This window comes from Halorubrum sp. Hd13, from assembly GCF_002252755.1.
In the GTDB taxonomy this organism is placed as follows: Archaea; Halobacteriota; Halobacteria; order Halobacteriales; family Haloferacaceae; genus Halorubrum.
Window position 1 is genome coordinate 1 of record NZ_NHOY01000102.1, and the last position, 16,722, is coordinate 16,722.

The 16,722-nt window shown below is 69.9% G+C and carries 15 protein-coding genes and 1 pseudogene; 11 read left to right on the forward strand and 5 right to left on the reverse strand.

The annotated features are described in order from the left end of the window. The first annotated feature begins 242 nt into the window (after positions 1-242). Both DJ81_RS13135 and DJ81_RS13140 read left to right on the forward strand, forming a co-directional pair. Positions 243-1,313 carry a DUF1611 domain-containing protein gene (locus DJ81_RS13135; protein ID WP_094590072.1) on the forward strand — a complete coding sequence of 357 codons (1,071 nt, stop codon included), beginning with the start codon at positions 243-245 and terminating at the stop codon, positions 1,311-1,313. Next, positions 1,310-2,350, forward strand: a complete 1,041-nt coding sequence (locus tag DJ81_RS13140; RefSeq protein WP_094557352.1) for a dipeptide epimerase — start codon at positions 1,310-1,312, stop codon at positions 2,348-2,350. The genes DJ81_RS13135 and DJ81_RS13140 overlap by 4 nt, the downstream gene beginning before the upstream one ends. A gap of 43 nt (positions 2,351-2,393) precedes the next feature. Here the strand turns inward: DJ81_RS13140 and DJ81_RS13145 are convergent, their stop codons facing one another. Beyond that, complete coding sequence (locus DJ81_RS13145) at positions 2,394-3,275, reverse strand: PspA/IM30 family protein (RefSeq protein ID WP_094557351.1); 882 nt, start codon at positions 3,273-3,275, stop codon at positions 2,394-2,396. Between the two features lie 176 nt (positions 3,276-3,451). Here DJ81_RS13145 and DJ81_RS13150 point away from each other — a divergent pair, with 176 nt between their 5' ends. Then, the gene (locus DJ81_RS13150) at positions 3,452-4,423 is read left to right on the forward strand and encodes a sugar phosphate isomerase/epimerase (protein WP_094524890.1); all 972 of its coding nucleotides are present in this window, start codon (positions 3,452-3,454) and stop codon (positions 4,421-4,423) included. Positions 4,424-4,439: 16 nt separating this feature from the next. Continuing rightward, positions 4,440-5,618 carry a Gfo/Idh/MocA family protein gene (locus tag DJ81_RS13155; RefSeq protein WP_094590074.1) on the forward strand — a complete coding sequence of 393 codons (1,179 nt, stop codon included), beginning with the start codon at positions 4,440-4,442 and terminating at the stop codon, positions 5,616-5,618. A gap of 65 nt (positions 5,619-5,683) precedes the next feature. Here DJ81_RS13155 and DJ81_RS13160 read toward each other — a convergent pair whose 3' ends face one another. Beyond that, positions 5,684-6,970 (reverse strand): tyrosine-type recombinase/integrase, encoded by a 1,287-nt coding sequence (locus DJ81_RS13160; RefSeq protein ID WP_170938329.1) that lies wholly within the window; start codon positions 6,968-6,970, stop codon positions 5,684-5,686. Between the two features lie 105 nt (positions 6,971-7,075). Here DJ81_RS13160 and DJ81_RS13165 point away from each other — a divergent pair. Continuing rightward, positions 7,076-7,210 (forward strand): annotated as a pseudogene (locus DJ81_RS13165) (gfo/Idh/MocA family oxidoreductase); the annotation flags it as partial. 33 nt (positions 7,211-7,243) lie between these two features. On the opposite strand, the gene DJ81_RS13170 reads toward DJ81_RS13165, so the two are convergent. Continuing rightward, positions 7,244-7,714: a type IV pilin gene (locus DJ81_RS13170; RefSeq protein WP_094522671.1), complete on the reverse strand. Its 471-nt coding sequence runs from the start codon at positions 7,712-7,714 to the stop codon at positions 7,244-7,246. 170 nt (positions 7,715-7,884) lie between these two features. On the opposite strand from DJ81_RS13170, the gene DJ81_RS13175 reads away from it, so the two are divergent. Together DJ81_RS13175 and DJ81_RS13180 are read left to right on the forward strand one after the other, a co-directional pair. Then, the gene (locus tag DJ81_RS13175) at positions 7,885-8,499 is read left to right on the forward strand and encodes a YIP1 family protein (RefSeq protein WP_094522669.1); all 615 of its coding nucleotides are present in this window, start codon (positions 7,885-7,887) and stop codon (positions 8,497-8,499) included. A gap of 139 nt (positions 8,500-8,638) precedes the next feature. After that, positions 8,639-10,882: an OB-fold nucleic acid binding domain-containing protein gene (locus tag DJ81_RS13180; protein ID WP_094590078.1), complete on the forward strand. Its 2,244-nt coding sequence runs from the start codon at positions 8,639-8,641 to the stop codon at positions 10,880-10,882. 36 nt (positions 10,883-10,918) lie between these two features. Here the strand turns inward: DJ81_RS13180 and fer are convergent, their stop codons facing one another. Next, complete coding sequence (gene fer / locus DJ81_RS13185) at positions 10,919-11,578, reverse strand: ferredoxin Fer (protein WP_094590080.1); 660 nt, start codon at positions 11,576-11,578, stop codon at positions 10,919-10,921. Positions 11,579-11,706: 128 nt separating this feature from the next. On the opposite strand from fer, the gene fen reads away from it, so the two are divergent. The 4 genes from fen to gcvPB all read left to right on the forward strand — a co-directional run bounded on the left by fen (position 11,707) and on the right by gcvPB (position 16,258). Further along, positions 11,707-12,684: a flap endonuclease-1 gene (gene fen, locus DJ81_RS13190; protein WP_094590082.1), complete on the forward strand. Its 978-nt coding sequence runs from the start codon at positions 11,707-11,709 to the stop codon at positions 12,682-12,684. A 253-nt stretch (positions 12,685-12,937) separates the two neighbouring features. Further along, entirely contained in the window at positions 12,938-13,321 is a 384-nt protein-coding gene (gene gcvH, locus DJ81_RS13195) for a glycine cleavage system protein GcvH (RefSeq protein ID WP_094522661.1), read from the forward strand. Between the two features lie 177 nt (positions 13,322-13,498). Then, the gene (gene gcvPA / locus DJ81_RS13200) at positions 13,499-14,827 is read left to right on the forward strand and encodes an aminomethyl-transferring glycine dehydrogenase subunit GcvPA (RefSeq protein WP_094557346.1); all 1,329 of its coding nucleotides are present in this window, start codon (positions 13,499-13,501) and stop codon (positions 14,825-14,827) included. Then, positions 14,828-16,258 (forward strand): aminomethyl-transferring glycine dehydrogenase subunit GcvPB, encoded by a 1,431-nt coding sequence (gene gcvPB, locus DJ81_RS13205; protein ID WP_094590084.1) that lies wholly within the window; start codon positions 14,828-14,830, stop codon positions 16,256-16,258. 25 nt (positions 16,259-16,283) lie between these two features. Here gcvPB and DJ81_RS13210 read toward each other — a convergent pair. Continuing rightward, the coding region (locus tag DJ81_RS13210; protein WP_170938330.1) for a helix-turn-helix domain-containing protein at positions 16,284-16,722 on the reverse strand (439 nt) is incomplete at its 5' end.

Genomic DNA, 16,722 nt, shown 5'->3' on the forward strand with positions numbered 1-16,722 from the left:
CCGCAACCACAGCCTCACGCCTCCCCAGCCTCGTCAGTCGCCCTCCGCGTTGCTCCGGGCGACTGACTCCCTCGCGCGTGCGGTTCGCGGCCTGTCGGCCGCTCACCGGCACGCGCCACTGCAGTTCAGGTATAAATATCACGGCGCGCGTTCGAGTGTCGTCCGGTGAGATCGGCGCTGCCGAGTCGACCGGTCGTCGAGCGCTCGACCCTTTTAACAACGCCCGGAGCGAGCGACCCACCATGGACCACGAACGGATCGTCATCCTCGCCCACGAGAAGTTCCCCGGCCGCGCGAAGACCGCGCTCGGCGTGATGCGCTACGGCGACCAGGACGTGCGCGCCGTCCTCGACCGCGACCGCGCCGGCGAGCGCGTGCGCGACCACGTCCCGGACGTCTCGGACGCGCCGATCGTCGGGTCGTTCGGCGAGGCGCACGCGGCCGCCGACGGCGACGTCGACGCGTTATATATCGGGATCGCGCCGATCGGCGGCGGCTTCGACGAGTCCTGGCGGTCGGACGTCGAGGCCGCGATCGAGGCCGGCTGCGACGTGGTGAGCGGGCTCCACTACTTCCTCAACGAGGACGAGGAGCTCGCCGCGCTGGCCGCCGAACACGGCGTCGACCTCGTCGACGTTCGCGAGCCGGACGACGACCTGACGGTGGCGACGGGCGCCTCCGGCGACGTCGACGCCGACGTGGTGTGTACGGTCGGCACCGACTGCTCGGTCGGGAAGATGACCGCCTCGCTGGAGATCGTCGCCGCCGCCCGCGAGCGCGGGATCGACGCGGCGTTCGTCCCGACCGGCCAGACCGGGATCATGATCGCCGGCTGGGGGAACCCGATCGACCGCGTCGTCTCCGACTTCACCGCCGGCGCCGTCGAGGACATGCTCGTCGAGGTCGGCGACGACTACGACCTCCTCGTCGTCGAGGGGCAGGGAAGCATCGTTCACCCCGCCTACTCGGCGGTCACCTGTGGCATCCTCCACGGCTCGATGGCGGACGGGCTGGTCCTCTGTCACGCCGCGGGGCGGGAGGCGATCCACGGGTACGAGTCGTTCGCGCTCCCCTCGCTTCCGGAGTACGTCGACCTCTACGAGGGGCTCGCGGCGCCCGTCCGCGAAGCGAGCGTCGTCGCCGGCGCGCTCAACACGAAGGACGTCGACGACGACGAGGTGGCCGCCGACGCGGTCGACGCCTTCGGCGACGCGGTCGGCGCTCCCGCCGCCGACCCCGTCAGAGACGGCGCCGACGGGATCGTCGACGGGATCGTCGAGGCCGGGCTCGGCGGGGAGACCGTCGACAAATGAGCCTCGACACGGCGTTCGAGCGGGTCTCGCTTCCCCTCGAGGACCCGTTCACGATCTCTCGTGGCACCCAGACGGAGGCCGAGAACGTGATCGTCCGGATCACGGACGAGGGCGGGATGACCGGCGTCGGCGGGGCCGCCCCGTCGGCCCACTACGGCGAGACGGCCGCCACCGTCGAGGCGGTGCTCCCGGACCTCCTCGCGGTCGTCGAGTCCGTCGGAGACCCGCACGCGATCCGCGAGATCGAGTCGCGGATGGCGGCGGCGATCGGCGGCAACCCGGCCGCCCGGGCCGCCGTCTCGATCGCCGTCCACGACCTCGCCGCGAAGCGGCTCGGCGTCCCGCTCCATCGGCTCTGGGGGCTCGACGCGTCGGCCGCGCCGGCGACCTCGTACACCGTCGGGCTCGACGAGACGGAGCGCGTCCGGGAGAAGGCCGCGGCCGCGGTCGAGGCCGGGTACCCGATCCTCAAGATCAAGCTCGGCACCGACCGGGACCGCGAGCTGATCGACGCCGTCCGAGCGGCCGCGCCGGAGGCCCGACTCCGCGTCGACGCCAACGAGGCGTGGACGCCCCGCGAGGCGGTCGCAAAGAGCGAGTGGCTCGCCGACCGCGACGTGGAGTTCGTCGAGCAGCCGGTGCCCGCCGCGGACCCGGAGGGGCTCCGGTTCGTCTACGAGCGGTCCGCGCTCCCGATCGCCGCCGACGAGTCGTGCGTGACGCTCGACGACGTTCCCGCGATCGCCGACCGCTGCGACATCGCGAACCTGAAGCTGATGAAGACCGGCGGCCTGCCCGAGGCGAGACGGATGATCGCCGCGGCGCGAGCCCACGGGCTGGAGGTGATGTGCGGCTGCATGATCGAGTCGAACACGTCGATCGCGGCGGCCGCCCAGCTCGCGCCGCTCCTCGATTACGCCGACCTCGACGGCTCGCTGCTGCTCGCCGAGGACCCGTATGACGGGATCGGGATGGGGAACGGTGAGATCCGGCTCGAAGGACAGGAGCGGGCGGGGACCGGAGCGCGCTCGGAGTGAGGCCGGAAGCGAGAACGGCGGCGGCGACCGGCGCCCGGCTTCGTTAGTTCCGCGGCTCGTCGGCGTCGACCTCCGACTCCTCCAGTTCGACGTCGACCTCCTCGTCGGCACCGGAGTCCCCGTCGAGGTCAGCCTCGAGGTCGTCCGCGTCGATCTCCGATTCGATGTCCGCCAGTTCGTCCTCGACTTCCTCGTCGGTCGCGCCCCCGCTGTCGCTCTTCGGCTCGCCCTTCCCGAGCTCGCCCTTGAGCGTCTCCAGTTCGGCGTCGACCTCGCTGTTCGTCGAGAGGCTCTCCAGCTCGCGGTCGATGCTGTCCTTGTCGGAGAGCGCGTCCTCGAACGCGCCGGACTCCTCCAGCTCGTCCATCGCCTCCGCGCGCGCCTCCATCTCCTCGGTCCGCTCCTCGGCGCGCTCGATCGACCGGCTCACGTCCTCCATCTCGTCGCCGACGCCGGTCATCGCCTCCGAGACGCGCGAGGACGCCTCCGCGGCCTCATAGCGGGCCTTCATCGTCTCCTTCTTCGTGCGGAACTCCTCGATGCGGTTCTGCAGCTTGTTCTTCTTCTCGACGAGCTGATCCTGGGTGTCGTTCAGCTCCGCTATCTGCCCCTCCAGCTCCTCGATCTGGGCCATCTTCGACTTCTTCTTCTCGAGGGCCTTCCGCGCGAGGTCGTCGCGGTCCTGTTGGACCGCCTCGCGGGCCTGTCGGTTGTGCTTCTCGACGTTCTCCTCGAGCTTGCGCTTCTGGATCTCCAGGCGCTTCTTCTGGGTCGTCAGGTCGGCGATACCCTGCTTGACGTCCTGCAGCTCGTCGCGCATCTGTTCGTACGAGTAGTCGAGCGACTCCGTCGGATCCTCCGCCCGGTTCAGGAGGGCGTTCACCTTCGAGCGGATGACGTAGGAGGCGCGCGAGAGGATTCCCATAGTCCGTCATACGCGTTCCACCCGTTAAAACCTCATGTGGTTCGCGGCCCCGCGTCGGACCGAAAGGAGACCGAATTGAGGCCGAAAACGCCCGGAACGGGGGCGAGATCCGGCCGTCGGCACCCGTCGGTCGCCAGCACCTGAAGATTTATTCGGGGTGTTGTACTATTTCGCGCATGGATATCGGCGTACTGACCGTTCCATTGGGCGGAGAATCGACCGAAGACGCGGCCGCGTACCTCGACTCCATCGGGGTCGACGCGGTCGAACTCGGCGTCGGGGGGTGGCCCGGCGAGGACCACGTCGACCGCGAGTCGCACCTCGCCGACGAGGCCGCGCGCGAGGACCTGCTCGGCCTGCTCGACGAGCACGACCTCCGGATCTCGGCGCTGGCGACCCACAACAACCCCCTCCACCCGGACGAGGAGCGCGCCGCGGCGGCGGACCGCGAACTCCGGGAGGCGATCGAGCTGGCCGACCTGCTCGGCGTCGGCACGGTGACCTGCTTCTCCGGGCTTCCCGCGGGCGCGCCCGGCGACTCGACGCCGAACTGGGTCACGGCGCCGTGGCCGAGCGAGCACGCCGACGCCCACGAGTACCAGTGGGACGAGGTCGCGATCCCGTACTGGAACGACCTGGCGAAACACGCCGACCACCACGGCGTCGACGTCGCCATCGAGATGCACCCGAACATGCTCGTGTACGAGCCGACCGGGATGCTCGCGCTGCGGGAGGCTACGAACGAGCGGATCGGCGCCAACTTCGACCCCTCGCACCTCTACTGGCAGGGGATCGACGTCACCGAGGCGATCCGGTTCCTGGGCGAACGCGACGCGATCCACCATTTCCACGCCAAGGACACGAAGGTGTACGACGCGAACGCCCGCGTGAAGGGCGTGCTCGACACGGCGGACTACACCGCGGAGGCCGACCGCTCGTGGCTGTTCCGCTCGATCGGCTACGGCCACGACGAGGCCCACTGGAAGGACGTCGTCTCGACGCTCCGGATTGTCGGCTACGAGGGCGCGCTCTCGATCGAACACGAGGACTCGCTCACCTCCTCTCGCGAGGGGTTAGAGAAGGCGGTCGACGTGCTCGATCGGGCCGTCTTCGAGACGCAGCCGGGCGACGCGTACTGGGCGGAGTAAGACGGAGGACGCAATCATGACACGGGAACCACTCAAGATCGGCGTGCTGGGGTATCGCTTCATGGGCAAGGCGCACGCGAACGCGCTGGCGCGGCTTTCGATGTTCTTCCCGGACGCGCCCGACGTCGAACGTCACACGCTCGTCGGGCGCGACGAGGGGGCGCTCGCCGACGCCGCGGACCGCTTCGGCTTCGCGCACACCGCGACGGACTGGGAAGACGCCCTCGACGAGGTGGACGTGTTCTACAACCTCGGGCCGAACCACGTCCACGCGGAGCCGTCGATCGCGGCCTTGGAGGCCGGCGTTCCGGTCCTCTGCGAGAAGCCGCTCGCGCCGACCCTGGACGAGGCGGCGGCGATGCGCGACGCCGCGGCGGACGCCGACGTCCCGGCCGGCACCGCGTTCAACTACCGGTTCGTCCCGGCGCTCCGCTACGCGAAGGGGCTGATCGAGGACGGCGAGCTCGGCGAGATCCGGCAGGTCCGCGGGCGGTACCTCCAGGACTGGCTCGCGGACCCCGAGGCGCCGTGGGCGTGGCGCATGGACGCCGACATGGCGGGCTCGGGCGCGCTCGGCGACCTCGGCGCGCACACGATCGACCTCGCGAGCTTCCTCGTCGGCGACGAGGTCGGCGGGATAGACCGCCTCTCCGGCCACCTGCAGACGTTCGTCGACGAACGGCCCGTCTACGAGGACGGCGGCGACGTCGACGAGGGCAGCGAGGGCGGCGATGGCGGCGACGCCGCAGTCGCGGAGTACCGCGACGTGACCGTCGACGACGCCTACTCCGCGCAGGTCGCCTACGAGTCGGGGGCGATCGGGACGTTCGAGGCGACCCGGTTCGCGACCGGTCACAAGAACGACCACGCGATCGAGGTCCACGGCTCGAAGGGGAGCCTGAAATTCTCCTTAGAGCGGCTCAACGAGCTGGAGGTGCTCCGCGAGGGCGACCGCGGCTACCAGACGGTGCTCGTCACCGACGAGACGGACCCGTACGTCGACCGGTGGTGGCCCCCCGGTCACGTCATCGGGTGGGAGCACACCTTCGTCCACGAGAACTACGAGTTCTTACGCTCTGTGTCCACAGGAAATATACCGGACACGTTCCCCACTTTCGAGGATGGGTATGAGGTCCAGCAAATTCTTGAGGCGATCACAGAGGCCGACAAACGTGGGGAATGGGTGAATCTGTAGCCGCGAGACGCTGCGGCGTTCCGAAGGCACACCGCGGTGTGTGTTGCGTCAACAAACCCTGATATCTAACTATTCTCGTTGATTCGCTCGGCGACCCGGTCCGCGATCTTGTCCATCAATTCGTCGCTTTGCATAATCGCGTCCATATTCTCATCAAGCGCCGACTCGACCACCTCGATCTCTTCCATCGTTTCGCCGCCTTGTGGGTCGGCCTGCTTGTACGACTCTTCGATCCCTTCCGTGATTTGCGACTTCGCGTCTTGTGCGTCCGGTGTGTATACCGTCCCACAGCCCGGGCACGCCTTCGCCGACCCCGGCAGTGGTTCGTCACAGGTGATACACGTCGCTGGGGTCAGCGCCGAGTCGTCTTTCTCCACTTCGTACCCGTGCGATTCCTCCACAGCGAGATTGAACTCTTGGTCCGACAGGTGTTGGTAGGTCGTTTCCATCACTCGCGAATCCTGATTGTGACCGATGAGGAACTTCAACTTCGAGTCGTCCATATCGTAGTCGCGTTTACATGTCGTCACGAAGAAGTGCCGGAACGCGTGAGGGTTCACGTCCTTCTCAACGTCCGCTCGATCGGCGAGTACTTTCAGCCGGGTCATGAGTGATGTGCGACCGAGATAGTCGCCCGCAGACACACCATTCGGCCGGTTCGATCCCGGCAGCCCGGTGATGAGGTAGTCGTCGGGATCACCGGTCGGGTGTGAGCGTGTCCATTCACGGACGGCTTTCTGTGCGCCTAGTAGCGGTCGTTTCTCGCCGATCTTGTCGGCTCCCTTGAGTCCTAAATCATCGGTGTTCAGCCGGTACCGGCCGCTTTCCCCCTCTTTGGGATCCACGTCTTTCAGCCGAAGGGTTTGGATCGCTCGGACACGTTGGCCCGTGTACGCCAGCATATCGATGAGGCACTGGTCGCGCCAGTTGGAACACGCGCTTCGCATCGCCTCCACGTCGTCGCCAGTGAGCACGTCCTCCGGCTCGATCGTCCCGTTCGGGTTCTCGACTTTGACGAACACGATCCCGTCCGGGTCCGCGCGGGCGGCGTCGCCGTGGTAGCGAAGGAATTTGATGAGCGCCGACTGTCGCTGTTTGATCGTCTTGTCCGCGAACCCGTCGTCCTTCCACGTCGCGAACTGTTCGTTGAACGTGCCGGTCGACACGTCGAGTAGATCGTCGTCGAGTTCGTCCGTGAGCAACCGCAGCGCGCGCCCGTAGGACACAAGCGTCGACGCCGCTTTCGTGTCGATATTCCCGTTCTTGGTGTGTTGATACCCCAAATCCTCCGGATCAAGCGCGCGGAGGAACTCGGTGATAGCGTCGGCGTCGCCGTCCGGAAGTTTGGACACGCGCTCTTTTTCGGATTCGTATCGGTGTCGCGGATCCGTTGCTCGTCCCATACTCCACCGTCTCATGCGAACATCTTGTAATTTATCCAAGACCATATACGTATGAACCATAAGTTCCTCTCGGCGGTCGCCGAGGACGGCGAGTTCTCGCCGTCGTTCGCTGAGGGGTACGAGGTTCAGAAGACGCTCGACGCGATCGAGCGCTCCGACGAGCGCGGCGAGTGGGTGTCGGTGGAGTAGGTCGCGGCTCGGTTCGATTCGTCCTCGCGCTCGTCAGAACCCACCGCCGCCGCCGAGCGGGTCCGCTCCCGGCTCCTCCTCGGCCCACTCGCTTATCGCCGAGTCCTCGCCGTCGTAGGTGCCGAGGGTCTCGCGGGTGTCGAACGCGACCGGCTCCCAGACCACGTCGAACTGCTCGTTCCCGGTCGCGTTCGGCACGACCACGCGATCGCCGGGCTCGACGACGCCGTCGCCGGGCCAGGCCCCGAACTCGACCTCGCCGTCGGGGTCCTCGCCGCGCACGTACAGCTCCTCGGCGGCGACGGGGTCTGGTCCGGCGGCGACGACGACGATGTCGCCGCCCTCGCGTTCGACCTGGAACTCCGCGTCCGGCGGCGCGACCCCGTCGATCAGGCCGAACATCGCGGCCCCGACGATCGCCAGCAGCAGGACGACGACGCCGACGAGCAGCCCCGTGCCGGCTATCGGGGTGAACCCCCGCTCGTCGTTCCGAAAGGCGCGCATTCGACTACCGCTCCGCCCGGCCCGGTATAAGGGTTTACCCGCCGCTTATCAGACAGGAGAACGAGCTGACGCCGACGCCGACCCGGCGAGGCCGACTCTCCCGTCGTCGGTCCGGGCGGGCGTCGCTCCCGAACCGGAACCCCGTTATTCCACCCGGCCGAAAGGCGCACGTGACTTCGTGGATCGACGATCCGGCCGGGGGGCGGGCGCGGGGACCGGGCGGGCTCGCTCGCGCTTGGGTCGAGGCGCTCGGCCGGCCGCGCCGCCTCTTCGCCAACGGCGTGTCGCCCGGCGATCAGGCGCCAGCGCTGACGTTCGCGGTCGCCGTCGCCGGCGCGTTCACGCTCGGGTGGGTCGTCGCTGACCCCACCGCAGTCCCCGGAATCGTCGTCTCGGTGCCCGTCTCCGCGCTCGTCGCCTTCCTCGTCGTGGTCGCGCTCGCGGCCCCGGTCGGGCTTCACCTGACCGCGGCGGTCGCGACGGTGAGCGTGATCCTCGCCAGCGTCGAGGTGCGCGACGGGCTCTCGCTCCGCGACCGCGGCGGGGTCAGCGAGACCGTACAGGTCGTCGCGTACGCCAGCTCGCCGATGGCGCTCGCCGGGCCGCCGGTCCCGGCGCTGCGGATCGCCTGCGGCGCGTACGCGGCCGCTCTCCTGCTGATCGGGTTCCGCGTCGTTCACGGGACCTCGTGGCCGCGCACGCTCGTCGCCGGGATTCCGCCGGCGCTGCTCGGCTACGGCGTCGGCTACCGCGTGATCGCGTCGGCTCGAACCCTCTTCGCGTGAGCCGCCCGGCGGTCGCCGAGGCGGCCGAACCGGTCGCGGCAGGGCCGGGCCGAGAGTCGCCGCGGCGACCGTTTCCGCCGAGAGGCTCCCGCGAGGCTTTCGACAACCGTTTTAGGCCCGAGGCTCTCGGTGTACTCAAATGGGATCTTGCATCATCTGTGGCGTCGACGTCGACGGCGGCGGGCGTATCTGCGACCCGCACCAGGAAGACGTCGTGTTCGACTACCGCGGAAACTCCCCCGACCAGCTCGTGTCCGACCGATTCTACCGCGGCGTCGTCGACGGCTACGCCGAGTTCGGCGTGTTCGTCGACCTCGCCCCGGGCGTGACCGGCCTGCTCCACCGGTCCGAGCTGGACCGACGGCTCGACAGCCTCGACTGGGAGCCCGGTGACGAGGTGTTCGTCCAGGTGAAGGGCGTCCGCGACAACGGGAACATCGACCTCGCGTGGTCGATCCGACAGGCCGACCGCGAGTTCCGCGGCGTGCTCGTTCAGGACGGCGACACGGAGTTCCTCCCCGAGGAGGACGGCGACGACGCGGGCGAGGAGGCGACCGAGGACGACCGCGCCGCCGACGAAACGACCGAAGATGTCGTCGACGAGACGACCGAAGACGTCGCTGACGAGACGATCGAAAACGAAGGCGCCGTCGACGAGACGACCGAAGACGTCGCTGACGAGACGATCGAAGATGCCGCCGACGAGACCGAGGGAGACGCGGCCGACGACGCGACCGGGCCTGACGAGACGGGCGACGCTGACGAGGGCGAGAGCGTCGACGCCGAGCCGGTCGAGGACGCGACCGACGCCGAGGAGTCAGCGTCGAGCGAATCCGAGTCACCCGACGCGACGGACGACGACGAGCCCGACGAGCTCGACGGCGACCGCGAACGCGTCGAGATCGGGACTCTCTCCGAGGCCGTCGGCGACGCGGTGCGGATCGACGGCGAGGTCGTCGGCGTCCGACAGACCGGCGGCCCCACCGTCTTCGAGGTGCGCGACGAGACCGGCGTCGTCGACGTGGCGGCGTTCGTCGAGCCGGGCGTCCGGGCGTACCCGGACGTCGAGGTCGGCGACGCGGTGCGGATCGACGGCGAGGTCGAGAGCCACCGGGGCGACGTGCAGGTCGAGTCCGAGGCGCTCGTCCTCCTCGAGGGCGAAGACGCGGAGTCCGTCCGCCGCCGGCTCGCGAAGGCGCTGACCGACGAGGCGCGTCCCGAGGGGCTCCAGCCGCTCGCGGGCGACGAGACGGTCGCCCAACTCGCCGACGGACTGCTCGACGCCGCGGAGGCGGTCCGCCGCGCGGTCCTCGAATCGCGCCCGATCGTCGTGCGCCACCCCGCCACCGCCGACGGCTACGTCGCCGGCGCGGCTATCGAGCGCGCCGTGCTCCCGCTGATCCGCGACGAGCACGCCAAGAGCGACGCCGAGTACCACTACTTCACGCGCCGCCCGCTCGACGACCCGGTGTACGGGATGGACGCGGCGACGAACGACGCGACCCGCATGCTGCAGGACCGCGACCGCCACGACGAGAAGCTCCCGCTGTTCCTCCTCGTCGGCACCGGTTCGACGGTCGAGTCCGCCGACGGCATCGACCTGCTCTCCGTCTACGGCGTCGACGCGGTCGTCGTCGACGCGGAGGTCGCCGACCCCGAGACCCGCGAGGCCGTCGACACGCTCGTCTCGCCGGAGATCGAGTCGGTCGAGGGCGACCTCTCGACGGGCGCGCTGGTCGCCTCGCTGGCGTCCGCGATCAACGACGAGATCCGCGCGGACCTGCGGCACCTCCCGGCCGTGAGCTACTGGGCCGAGACGCCCGACCGCTACGTCGACCTCGCCCGCGACGCGGGCTACGACGTCGAGCGCGTCGCGGAGCTCCGCGAGGCGGTCGCCCTTGAGGCGTACTACCAGTCGTACCAGGACAAGCGCGAGCTCGTCGCCGACCTCCTCTTCGAGGACGGCGGCAACCTCGCGGCGCACGTCTCCGAGCAGTTCCGCGAGAAGCTGGAGACGGAGGTCGAGACCGCGACCGCCAACGTCGTCACCGAGGCGGTCGACGGCGTCGAGTTCGACGTGCTCGACACCGACGGCTACACCCACCGGTACGACTTCCCGCCGACGCCGCTCCTCCTCGACGACCTCCACCGCCGGCGCGCGAACGGCGAGGCGCACGCGACCGTCGGCATCGGCACCGACGAGCTGTACATCCGAACGAGCGAGGGCGTCTCCGTCCGCGACGTGGCCGAGCGCGCGGCCGAGCTCGCGCCCGCCGCCGACGTCACCACCGCTGGGCTCCGCGAGGGCAAGATCGAGTTCCTCTCGGGCGAGCGCGACGCGGTCGAAGATGCCGTCGTCGCCGCCGTGGCCGAGGCGTTCTGAGCGGGGCACCGCCCCGGTCGCGCTCGGCGAGCGCACTCACCGCCGCGTGAACGGTCCCGGCGGGAGGATGAGATCGTCGAGCTCGGAGAGGTGTTTCACGTTGAAAACGACCTTCAGCTCGTCGCTCAGCGGGTAGCCGTTACACGAGAGCCGGAACCCCCGCTCGGCGAGCTCGTCGGGCATGATGTGGTTCGCCGGCTGCGAGAGCTCCCCCTCGACGAGGTACACCGCGCAGTTCGCGCAGGCGCCGCCGCGACAGGAGAACGGCCACTCGAACCCGCGGTTCTCCGCCGCCTCTAACAGGCTCTCGTCCGGCTGGACGAGCAGGCGTCCGTGCTCGGCCGCGCCGAGGTCGGCGTGCGACGCCCGCCGGAAGAGGTCGTCGTCGTCGAGCGACCAGCCGTAGTCGGCGAGCGCGTCGTAATCGAGGAACTCGACGCGGGCCGGCTCCACCTCGGCGGCGTCGCCCTCCTCGTCGGTCAGGTCGACGTCGGCGGCGGCGACCGCACCGTCGTTCCCGTTTCCGTTCCGCTCCCGCTCGTCGAGCTCCCGATAGGCGCGCCTGACGAGTTGGAACTCCTCGAGCGTTCCGCCTCGGTCCGGGTGCGCCTCCTTCACCCGGTCGCGGTAGGCGCGCTCGATCGCGGCCTCGTCGGCGTCCTCGTCGATTCCCAACACCTCGAACGGCGAGACCATTCCCTACCGAGACGTAGTCGAGTGACGCACATAAACGCCCCACAAGGCGGCAGCGCGGGGAGGCGAACCGGCCGGGGGTCGGTCCGCGAGTCGATGGTTTAAGAGCCGCGGCGCCGAGGGATCGCGTAATGGGAAACGCGGACTTACGCGACCTCGCGGCGATCCGGGACGTCGCCTTCGAGGAGATCGAGGGGAGCGTCGTCGCCGTCGACGCGCACAACTGGCTGTACCGGTACCTCACGACGACCGTCAAGTGGACGGCCGACGAGAAGTACACCACCGCCGACGGCGTCGAGGTCGCGAACCTCATCGGCGTCGTCCAGGGGCTCCCGAAGTTCTTCGAACACGACCTGATCCCGGTGATGGTGTTCGACGGCGCCGTCACCGACCTGAAGGCCGACGAGGTCGCGGACCGACGCGAGAAGCGCGAGCGGGCCGAGGACCGGCGAGCGGCGGCCGAGGAGCGCGGCGACGCCGTGGAGGCCGCCCGACTGGAGGCCCGCACCCAGCGGCTTACGGACACGATTCAGGAGACGACGCGCGAGCTGTTACGCCTGCTCGACGTGCCGGTCGTCGAGGCCCCGGCCGAGGGGGAGGCCCAGTGCGCGCGCATGGCGGCGGCCGGGACCGTCGACCACGCCGGAAGCGAGGATTACGACACGCTGCTGTTCGGCGCCCCGACGACGCTCCGACAGCTCACGAGCAAGGGCGATCCGGAACTGATGGAGCTCGCGGCGACGCTCGACGAACTCGAACTGGACCGGCAGGGGCTGATCGACGTCGCCATGCTGTGCGGCACCGACTTCAACGAGGGCGTTCACGGCGTGGGGCCGAAGACCGCCGTGACGGCGGTGAAGGAGCACGGCGACCTCTGGGGCGTCCTCGACGCGCGCGGCGCCGAGATCCCGAACGCCGCGGAGATCCGCGAGCTGTTCATGGACCCGCCGGCGGCCGACGTCGACGTCGACGCCGACGTGAACCCCGACGTGGAGGCCGCCCGCACCTACGTCGTCGACGAGTGGGGCGTCGCGGCCGACGAGGTCGAGCGCGGGTTCGAACGCATCAGGGAGTCGCAGGTCCAGACCGGACTCGACCGGTGGTCGTGAACGGCGGGGCCTCGGCGGTCGCGATCGGCCGCGCCTCCCCGCGTTGCGGACGAGCGGAGCGGCGAGAAGCCGGCGCGGTGGCCGCGAACATACCTTTTATTTCCCCTCGCGGGAAGGGAGAACCACACGTGTCGTGGACCACTTCTCGACCGCGGATCCCGCCGGTCGGCGTCTCCCGGGGGCGGGCCAGCCGCGACCGCACGGCGCGGACGTGCGGGTCGGACCGAGTGTCCCACGACGACCCCTTTCACCAATGAGCTTCGAAGTTCCCGACGAGTTACGGTATCTGGAATCGCACGAGTGGACCACGACCGGCGGCGACAGCGTCCGCGTCGGCGTCTCCGACTTCGCGCAGGACGAGCTCGGCGACGTCGTCTTCGTCGAACTGCCGGAGGTCGGCGACGAGGTCACCGGGGGCGAGCCGTTCGGCGTCGTCGAGTCGATCAAGGCCGTCTCGGACCTGTACGCCCCCGTCTCGGGCGAGGTCGTCGCCGTCAACGAGGACCTGTTCGACCGCCCGGAGCTCGTCAACGAGGACCCGTACGGCGACGGGTGGATGATCGAGATCGACGCGGTCGACGGCGGCGACGCCGAGGGGCTCCTCGACGCCGACGAGTACGACGCGCAGATCGCGTAGCGAACCGGACGGCGGAACGGACAGAGCGGGACTCGCCAGCGGACACACGACAATGAGAACCTCACCCTTCGACGGACGATCCGGTACCGAACGACAGAGCGACGGCGGGCGCGCGGGAGCGGACCGACGTACGGGAGCGAGCCGACGCGCGGCGGGCCGACGCGGGGGATCGGACCGATGAGCGGAACGAGCGGCACTCCGTACGCGCCGCACACCGACGAGGAGACGGCGGCGATGCTCTCGGCGATCGGCGCCGAGGACGAGGAGGCGCTGTTCGACATCCCGGACGACGTCGCCTTCGACGGCGATCTCGGGATCGAGCCGCGCACGGAGCGGGAGATCCGCGCGGAGTGTTCGCGGATCTTCGGTCGGAACGACGACCTGACGGAGTTCCTCGGGCGCGGCCACTACGGCCACTACGTCCCGAGCGTCGTCGACCACCTCTCGGACCGCGCGGAGTTCCTCACGAGCTACACCCAGTACCAGCCCGAGATCTCGCAGGGGTTCCTCCAGGCACTGTTCGAGTACCAGTCGATGTTGGTGGAGCTCACCGGTCTCCCGGTCGCGAACTGCTCGATGTACGACGCCGCGACCGCGCTCGGCGAGGCGGCGACGCTCGCGGACCGGGTCCGGTCGACCTCGGGCGACACCGTCCTCGTCCCGGAGCAGCTCCGCGAGGGGAAACGCGAGGTGCTCGCGAACTACTGCGCCGGCGCCGACCTCGCTATCGAGCCGTACCCGATGGCCGACGGCAACGCCGACGTCGACGCCCTCGCCGAGCGCGTCGGCGACGACGTCGTCATGGTGTACGCCGAGAACCCGACGGTCCGCGGTTGTATCGAGGAACGGCTCGCGGCGGTCGGCGACCTCGCGGCCGACGCCGACGCGCTGTTCGTCCTCGGCTCGGACGTCGTCTCGCTCGCGGTCCTCGAGGAGCCGGCGAGCGTCGGCGCGGACGTCGTCGTCGGCGAGGCGGACGCGCTCGGGCTCCCGACCGCCTACGGGATGGGGCTCGGGATCTTCGCCTGCAGCGACGAGTTCCTCCGGCAGGTGCCGGGGCGGCTCGTCGGCGCGAGCGAGGACGCCGGCGGCGACCGCGCGTTCACGCTCACGCTCCAGACCCGCGAACAGCACATCCGGAAGGAGCGGGCGACCTCCAACATCTGCACGAACCAGGCGTGGGTCGCGCTCCGGGCGGCGATCCACGCGGCGGTGCTCGGGCCGGACGGCCTCGTCGACCTCGCGAACGACTGCGTCCGCGAGTCGGCGGCGCTCGCCGACCGGATCGACGGGCTGAACGGCGCCGTCGCGCCGGTCCACGACCGCCACCACGTCCGGGAGTTCGCCGTGCGCGTCGACCAGCCGGCCGCGGCGATCGCCGAGGACTTGGAGGCCGAGGGCTTCGCGGTCCACGTCGTCGACGAGCATCTCCTGCAGGTGTGCGTGACCGACCTGAACGCGGCCCGGACGGACGACCTCGTCGCGGCGTTCGAGGAGGTGATCTGAGTGATCCACGAACAGGCCAGCTACGACCGGGACGACGAGCACGTCCGGGAACCGCTGCTCTCGGAGAAGGGAGAGGCGACCGTCGACGTGACCGCGGATTCGCCGCTCCCGGACGACCTGACGCGGGACGAGCTCACGCTCCCCGCGCCCTCCGAGCCGGAGATCGCCCGCCACTACACCCGCCTGTCGCAGATGAACTGGGCGATCGACTCCGGCCCGTACCCGCTCGGGAGCTGCACGATGAAGTACAACCCGAAGTTCACCGAGGACGTCGCGGCCGACCCGAACGCGGCGGTCCACCCGGACCGCTCCGAGCGGTCGACGCAGGGGAACCTCGAGCTCCAGTACCGGCTCCAGGAGCTCCTCGCCGAGATCGGCGGGATGGACGCCGTGACGCTCCAGCCGCCGGCGGGCGCGGCCGGCGAGCTCACCGGCATCCTCGTCGCGAAGGCGTACCACGAGCACCACGGCAACGACCGCTCCGAGGTCGTGATCCCGGCATCGGCGCACGGGACGAACTTCGCGACCGCCGCGACCGCCGGCTACGACGTGGTCGAGCTTCCCTCCGGCGACGACGGGCGGGTCGACGTCGAGGCGCTGGATGCGGCCGTCGGCGACGACACGGCGGCGCTCATGTTAACCAACCCGAACACGGTGGGGCTCTTCGAGCGCGACATCACGGAGATCGCCGAGATCGTCCACGACGCGGGCGGGCTGCTCTACTACGACGGCGCGAACCTCAACGCCCTGCTCGGCCGCGGTCGACCCGGCGACATGGGGTTCGACGTGATGCATTACAACGTCCACAAGACGTTCGCGACCCCCCACGGCGGCGGCGGCCCCGGCGCCGGCCCGGTCGGCGTCGTCGACGAGTTGGCCGAGTTCCTCCCCACGCCGCAGGTCCGCGAGAACGAGAACGCCAGCAGGTACGAGCGCTTCGAACCCGCCAACACCATCGGGAAGGTCCACGGCTTCACCGGCAACTGGCTCGTCCTGATCAAGGCGTACGCGTACGTCGCCCGACTCGGCGACGAGGGGCTCTCGGACGCGTCCGCGAAGGCCGTGTTGAACGCGAACTACCTCGCCGAGCGGATCGACCTGGACGTGCCGCACGGCCCCTTCCACCACGAGTTCGCGGCGACGGCCGGCGAGCGCGACGCCGCCGACGTCGCCAAGCGCATGCTCGACTTCGGCGTCCACCCGCCGACGACGAAGTGGCCGGAGATGGTCCCGGAGGCGATGCTGACGGAGCCGACCGAGATCGAGGGGCAGTCCTCGCTCGACGACCTCGCCGAGGCGTTCAACCTCGCGTACGCCGACACCGACGAGGCGCTCGACGCGGCTCCGAACCGGACGGCCGCGAGCCGCATCGATCAGGTCTCGGCCGCGCGGAACCCGCGGCTCTCGTGGCAGGCGCTCGACGACGAGTGAGAGGGAGCGGCGGGGGGTCGACCGATTACGGATCCGTCACCGGGACGCCGGTCCGCTCGGAGCCGCGGGCCGCGTCGCCGTCGCCCCCGTCGTCGAGCCCGTCGATCGACGAGCCGGGGCCCCGGAGCGCCGATCCGGAGCCGGGACCGTCGGCGTCGAACGGGGGTCCCTTCTCCACGAACCGTCGTAACACCTGCCCCTCGGCGCGATGGAGCGTCTCGCTGCAGGTCGACTTGGCGATGTCGCGGTCGGCGGCGAGCTCGGTGAGCGTGCACTCCCGCGGCGTGTCGTAGTACCCCGCCTCGACGGCGGCGCGGACGAGGTCGCGCTGCGTCTCGGTGAGGACCGGGGTCGGCTCGTCATCGCCGGTCGACTCGACGGTCGCGCCCGCGGCCGCGAGCCGGCGCCCGAACGCCGAGAGCCGCTCGCGATCGTCGACCACCGCGAGGGTCGCGCGACCGTCG

Coding starts and splice junctions, on each gene's coding strand:
- DJ81_RS13135 (WP_094590072.1), top strand. CDS start 243: ATGGACCACGAACGGATCGTCATCCTCGCCCACGAGAAGTTCCCCGGC.
- DJ81_RS13140 (WP_094557352.1), top strand. CDS start 1,310: ATGAGCCTCGACACGGCGTTCGAGCGGGTCTCGCTTCCCCTCGAGGAC.
- DJ81_RS13145 (WP_094557351.1), bottom strand. CDS start 3,275: ATGGGAATCCTCTCGCGCGCCTCCTACGTCATCCGCTCGAAGGTGAAC.
- DJ81_RS13150 (WP_094524890.1), top strand. CDS start 3,452: ATGGATATCGGCGTACTGACCGTTCCATTGGGCGGAGAATCGACCGAA.
- DJ81_RS13155 (WP_094590074.1), top strand. CDS start 4,440: ATGACACGGGAACCACTCAAGATCGGCGTGCTGGGGTATCGCTTCATG.
- DJ81_RS13170 (WP_094522671.1), bottom strand. CDS start 7,714: ATGCGCGCCTTTCGGAACGACGAGCGGGGGTTCACCCCGATAGCCGGC.
- DJ81_RS13180 (WP_094590078.1), top strand. CDS start 8,639: ATGGGATCTTGCATCATCTGTGGCGTCGACGTCGACGGCGGCGGGCGT.
- fer (WP_094590080.1), bottom strand. CDS start 11,578: ATGGTCTCGCCGTTCGAGGTGTTGGGAATCGACGAGGACGCCGACGAG.
- fen (WP_094590082.1), top strand. CDS start 11,707: ATGGGAAACGCGGACTTACGCGACCTCGCGGCGATCCGGGACGTCGCC.
- gcvH (WP_094522661.1), top strand. CDS start 12,938: ATGAGCTTCGAAGTTCCCGACGAGTTACGGTATCTGGAATCGCACGAG.
- gcvPA (WP_094557346.1), top strand. CDS start 13,499: ATGAGCGGAACGAGCGGCACTCCGTACGCGCCGCACACCGACGAGGAG.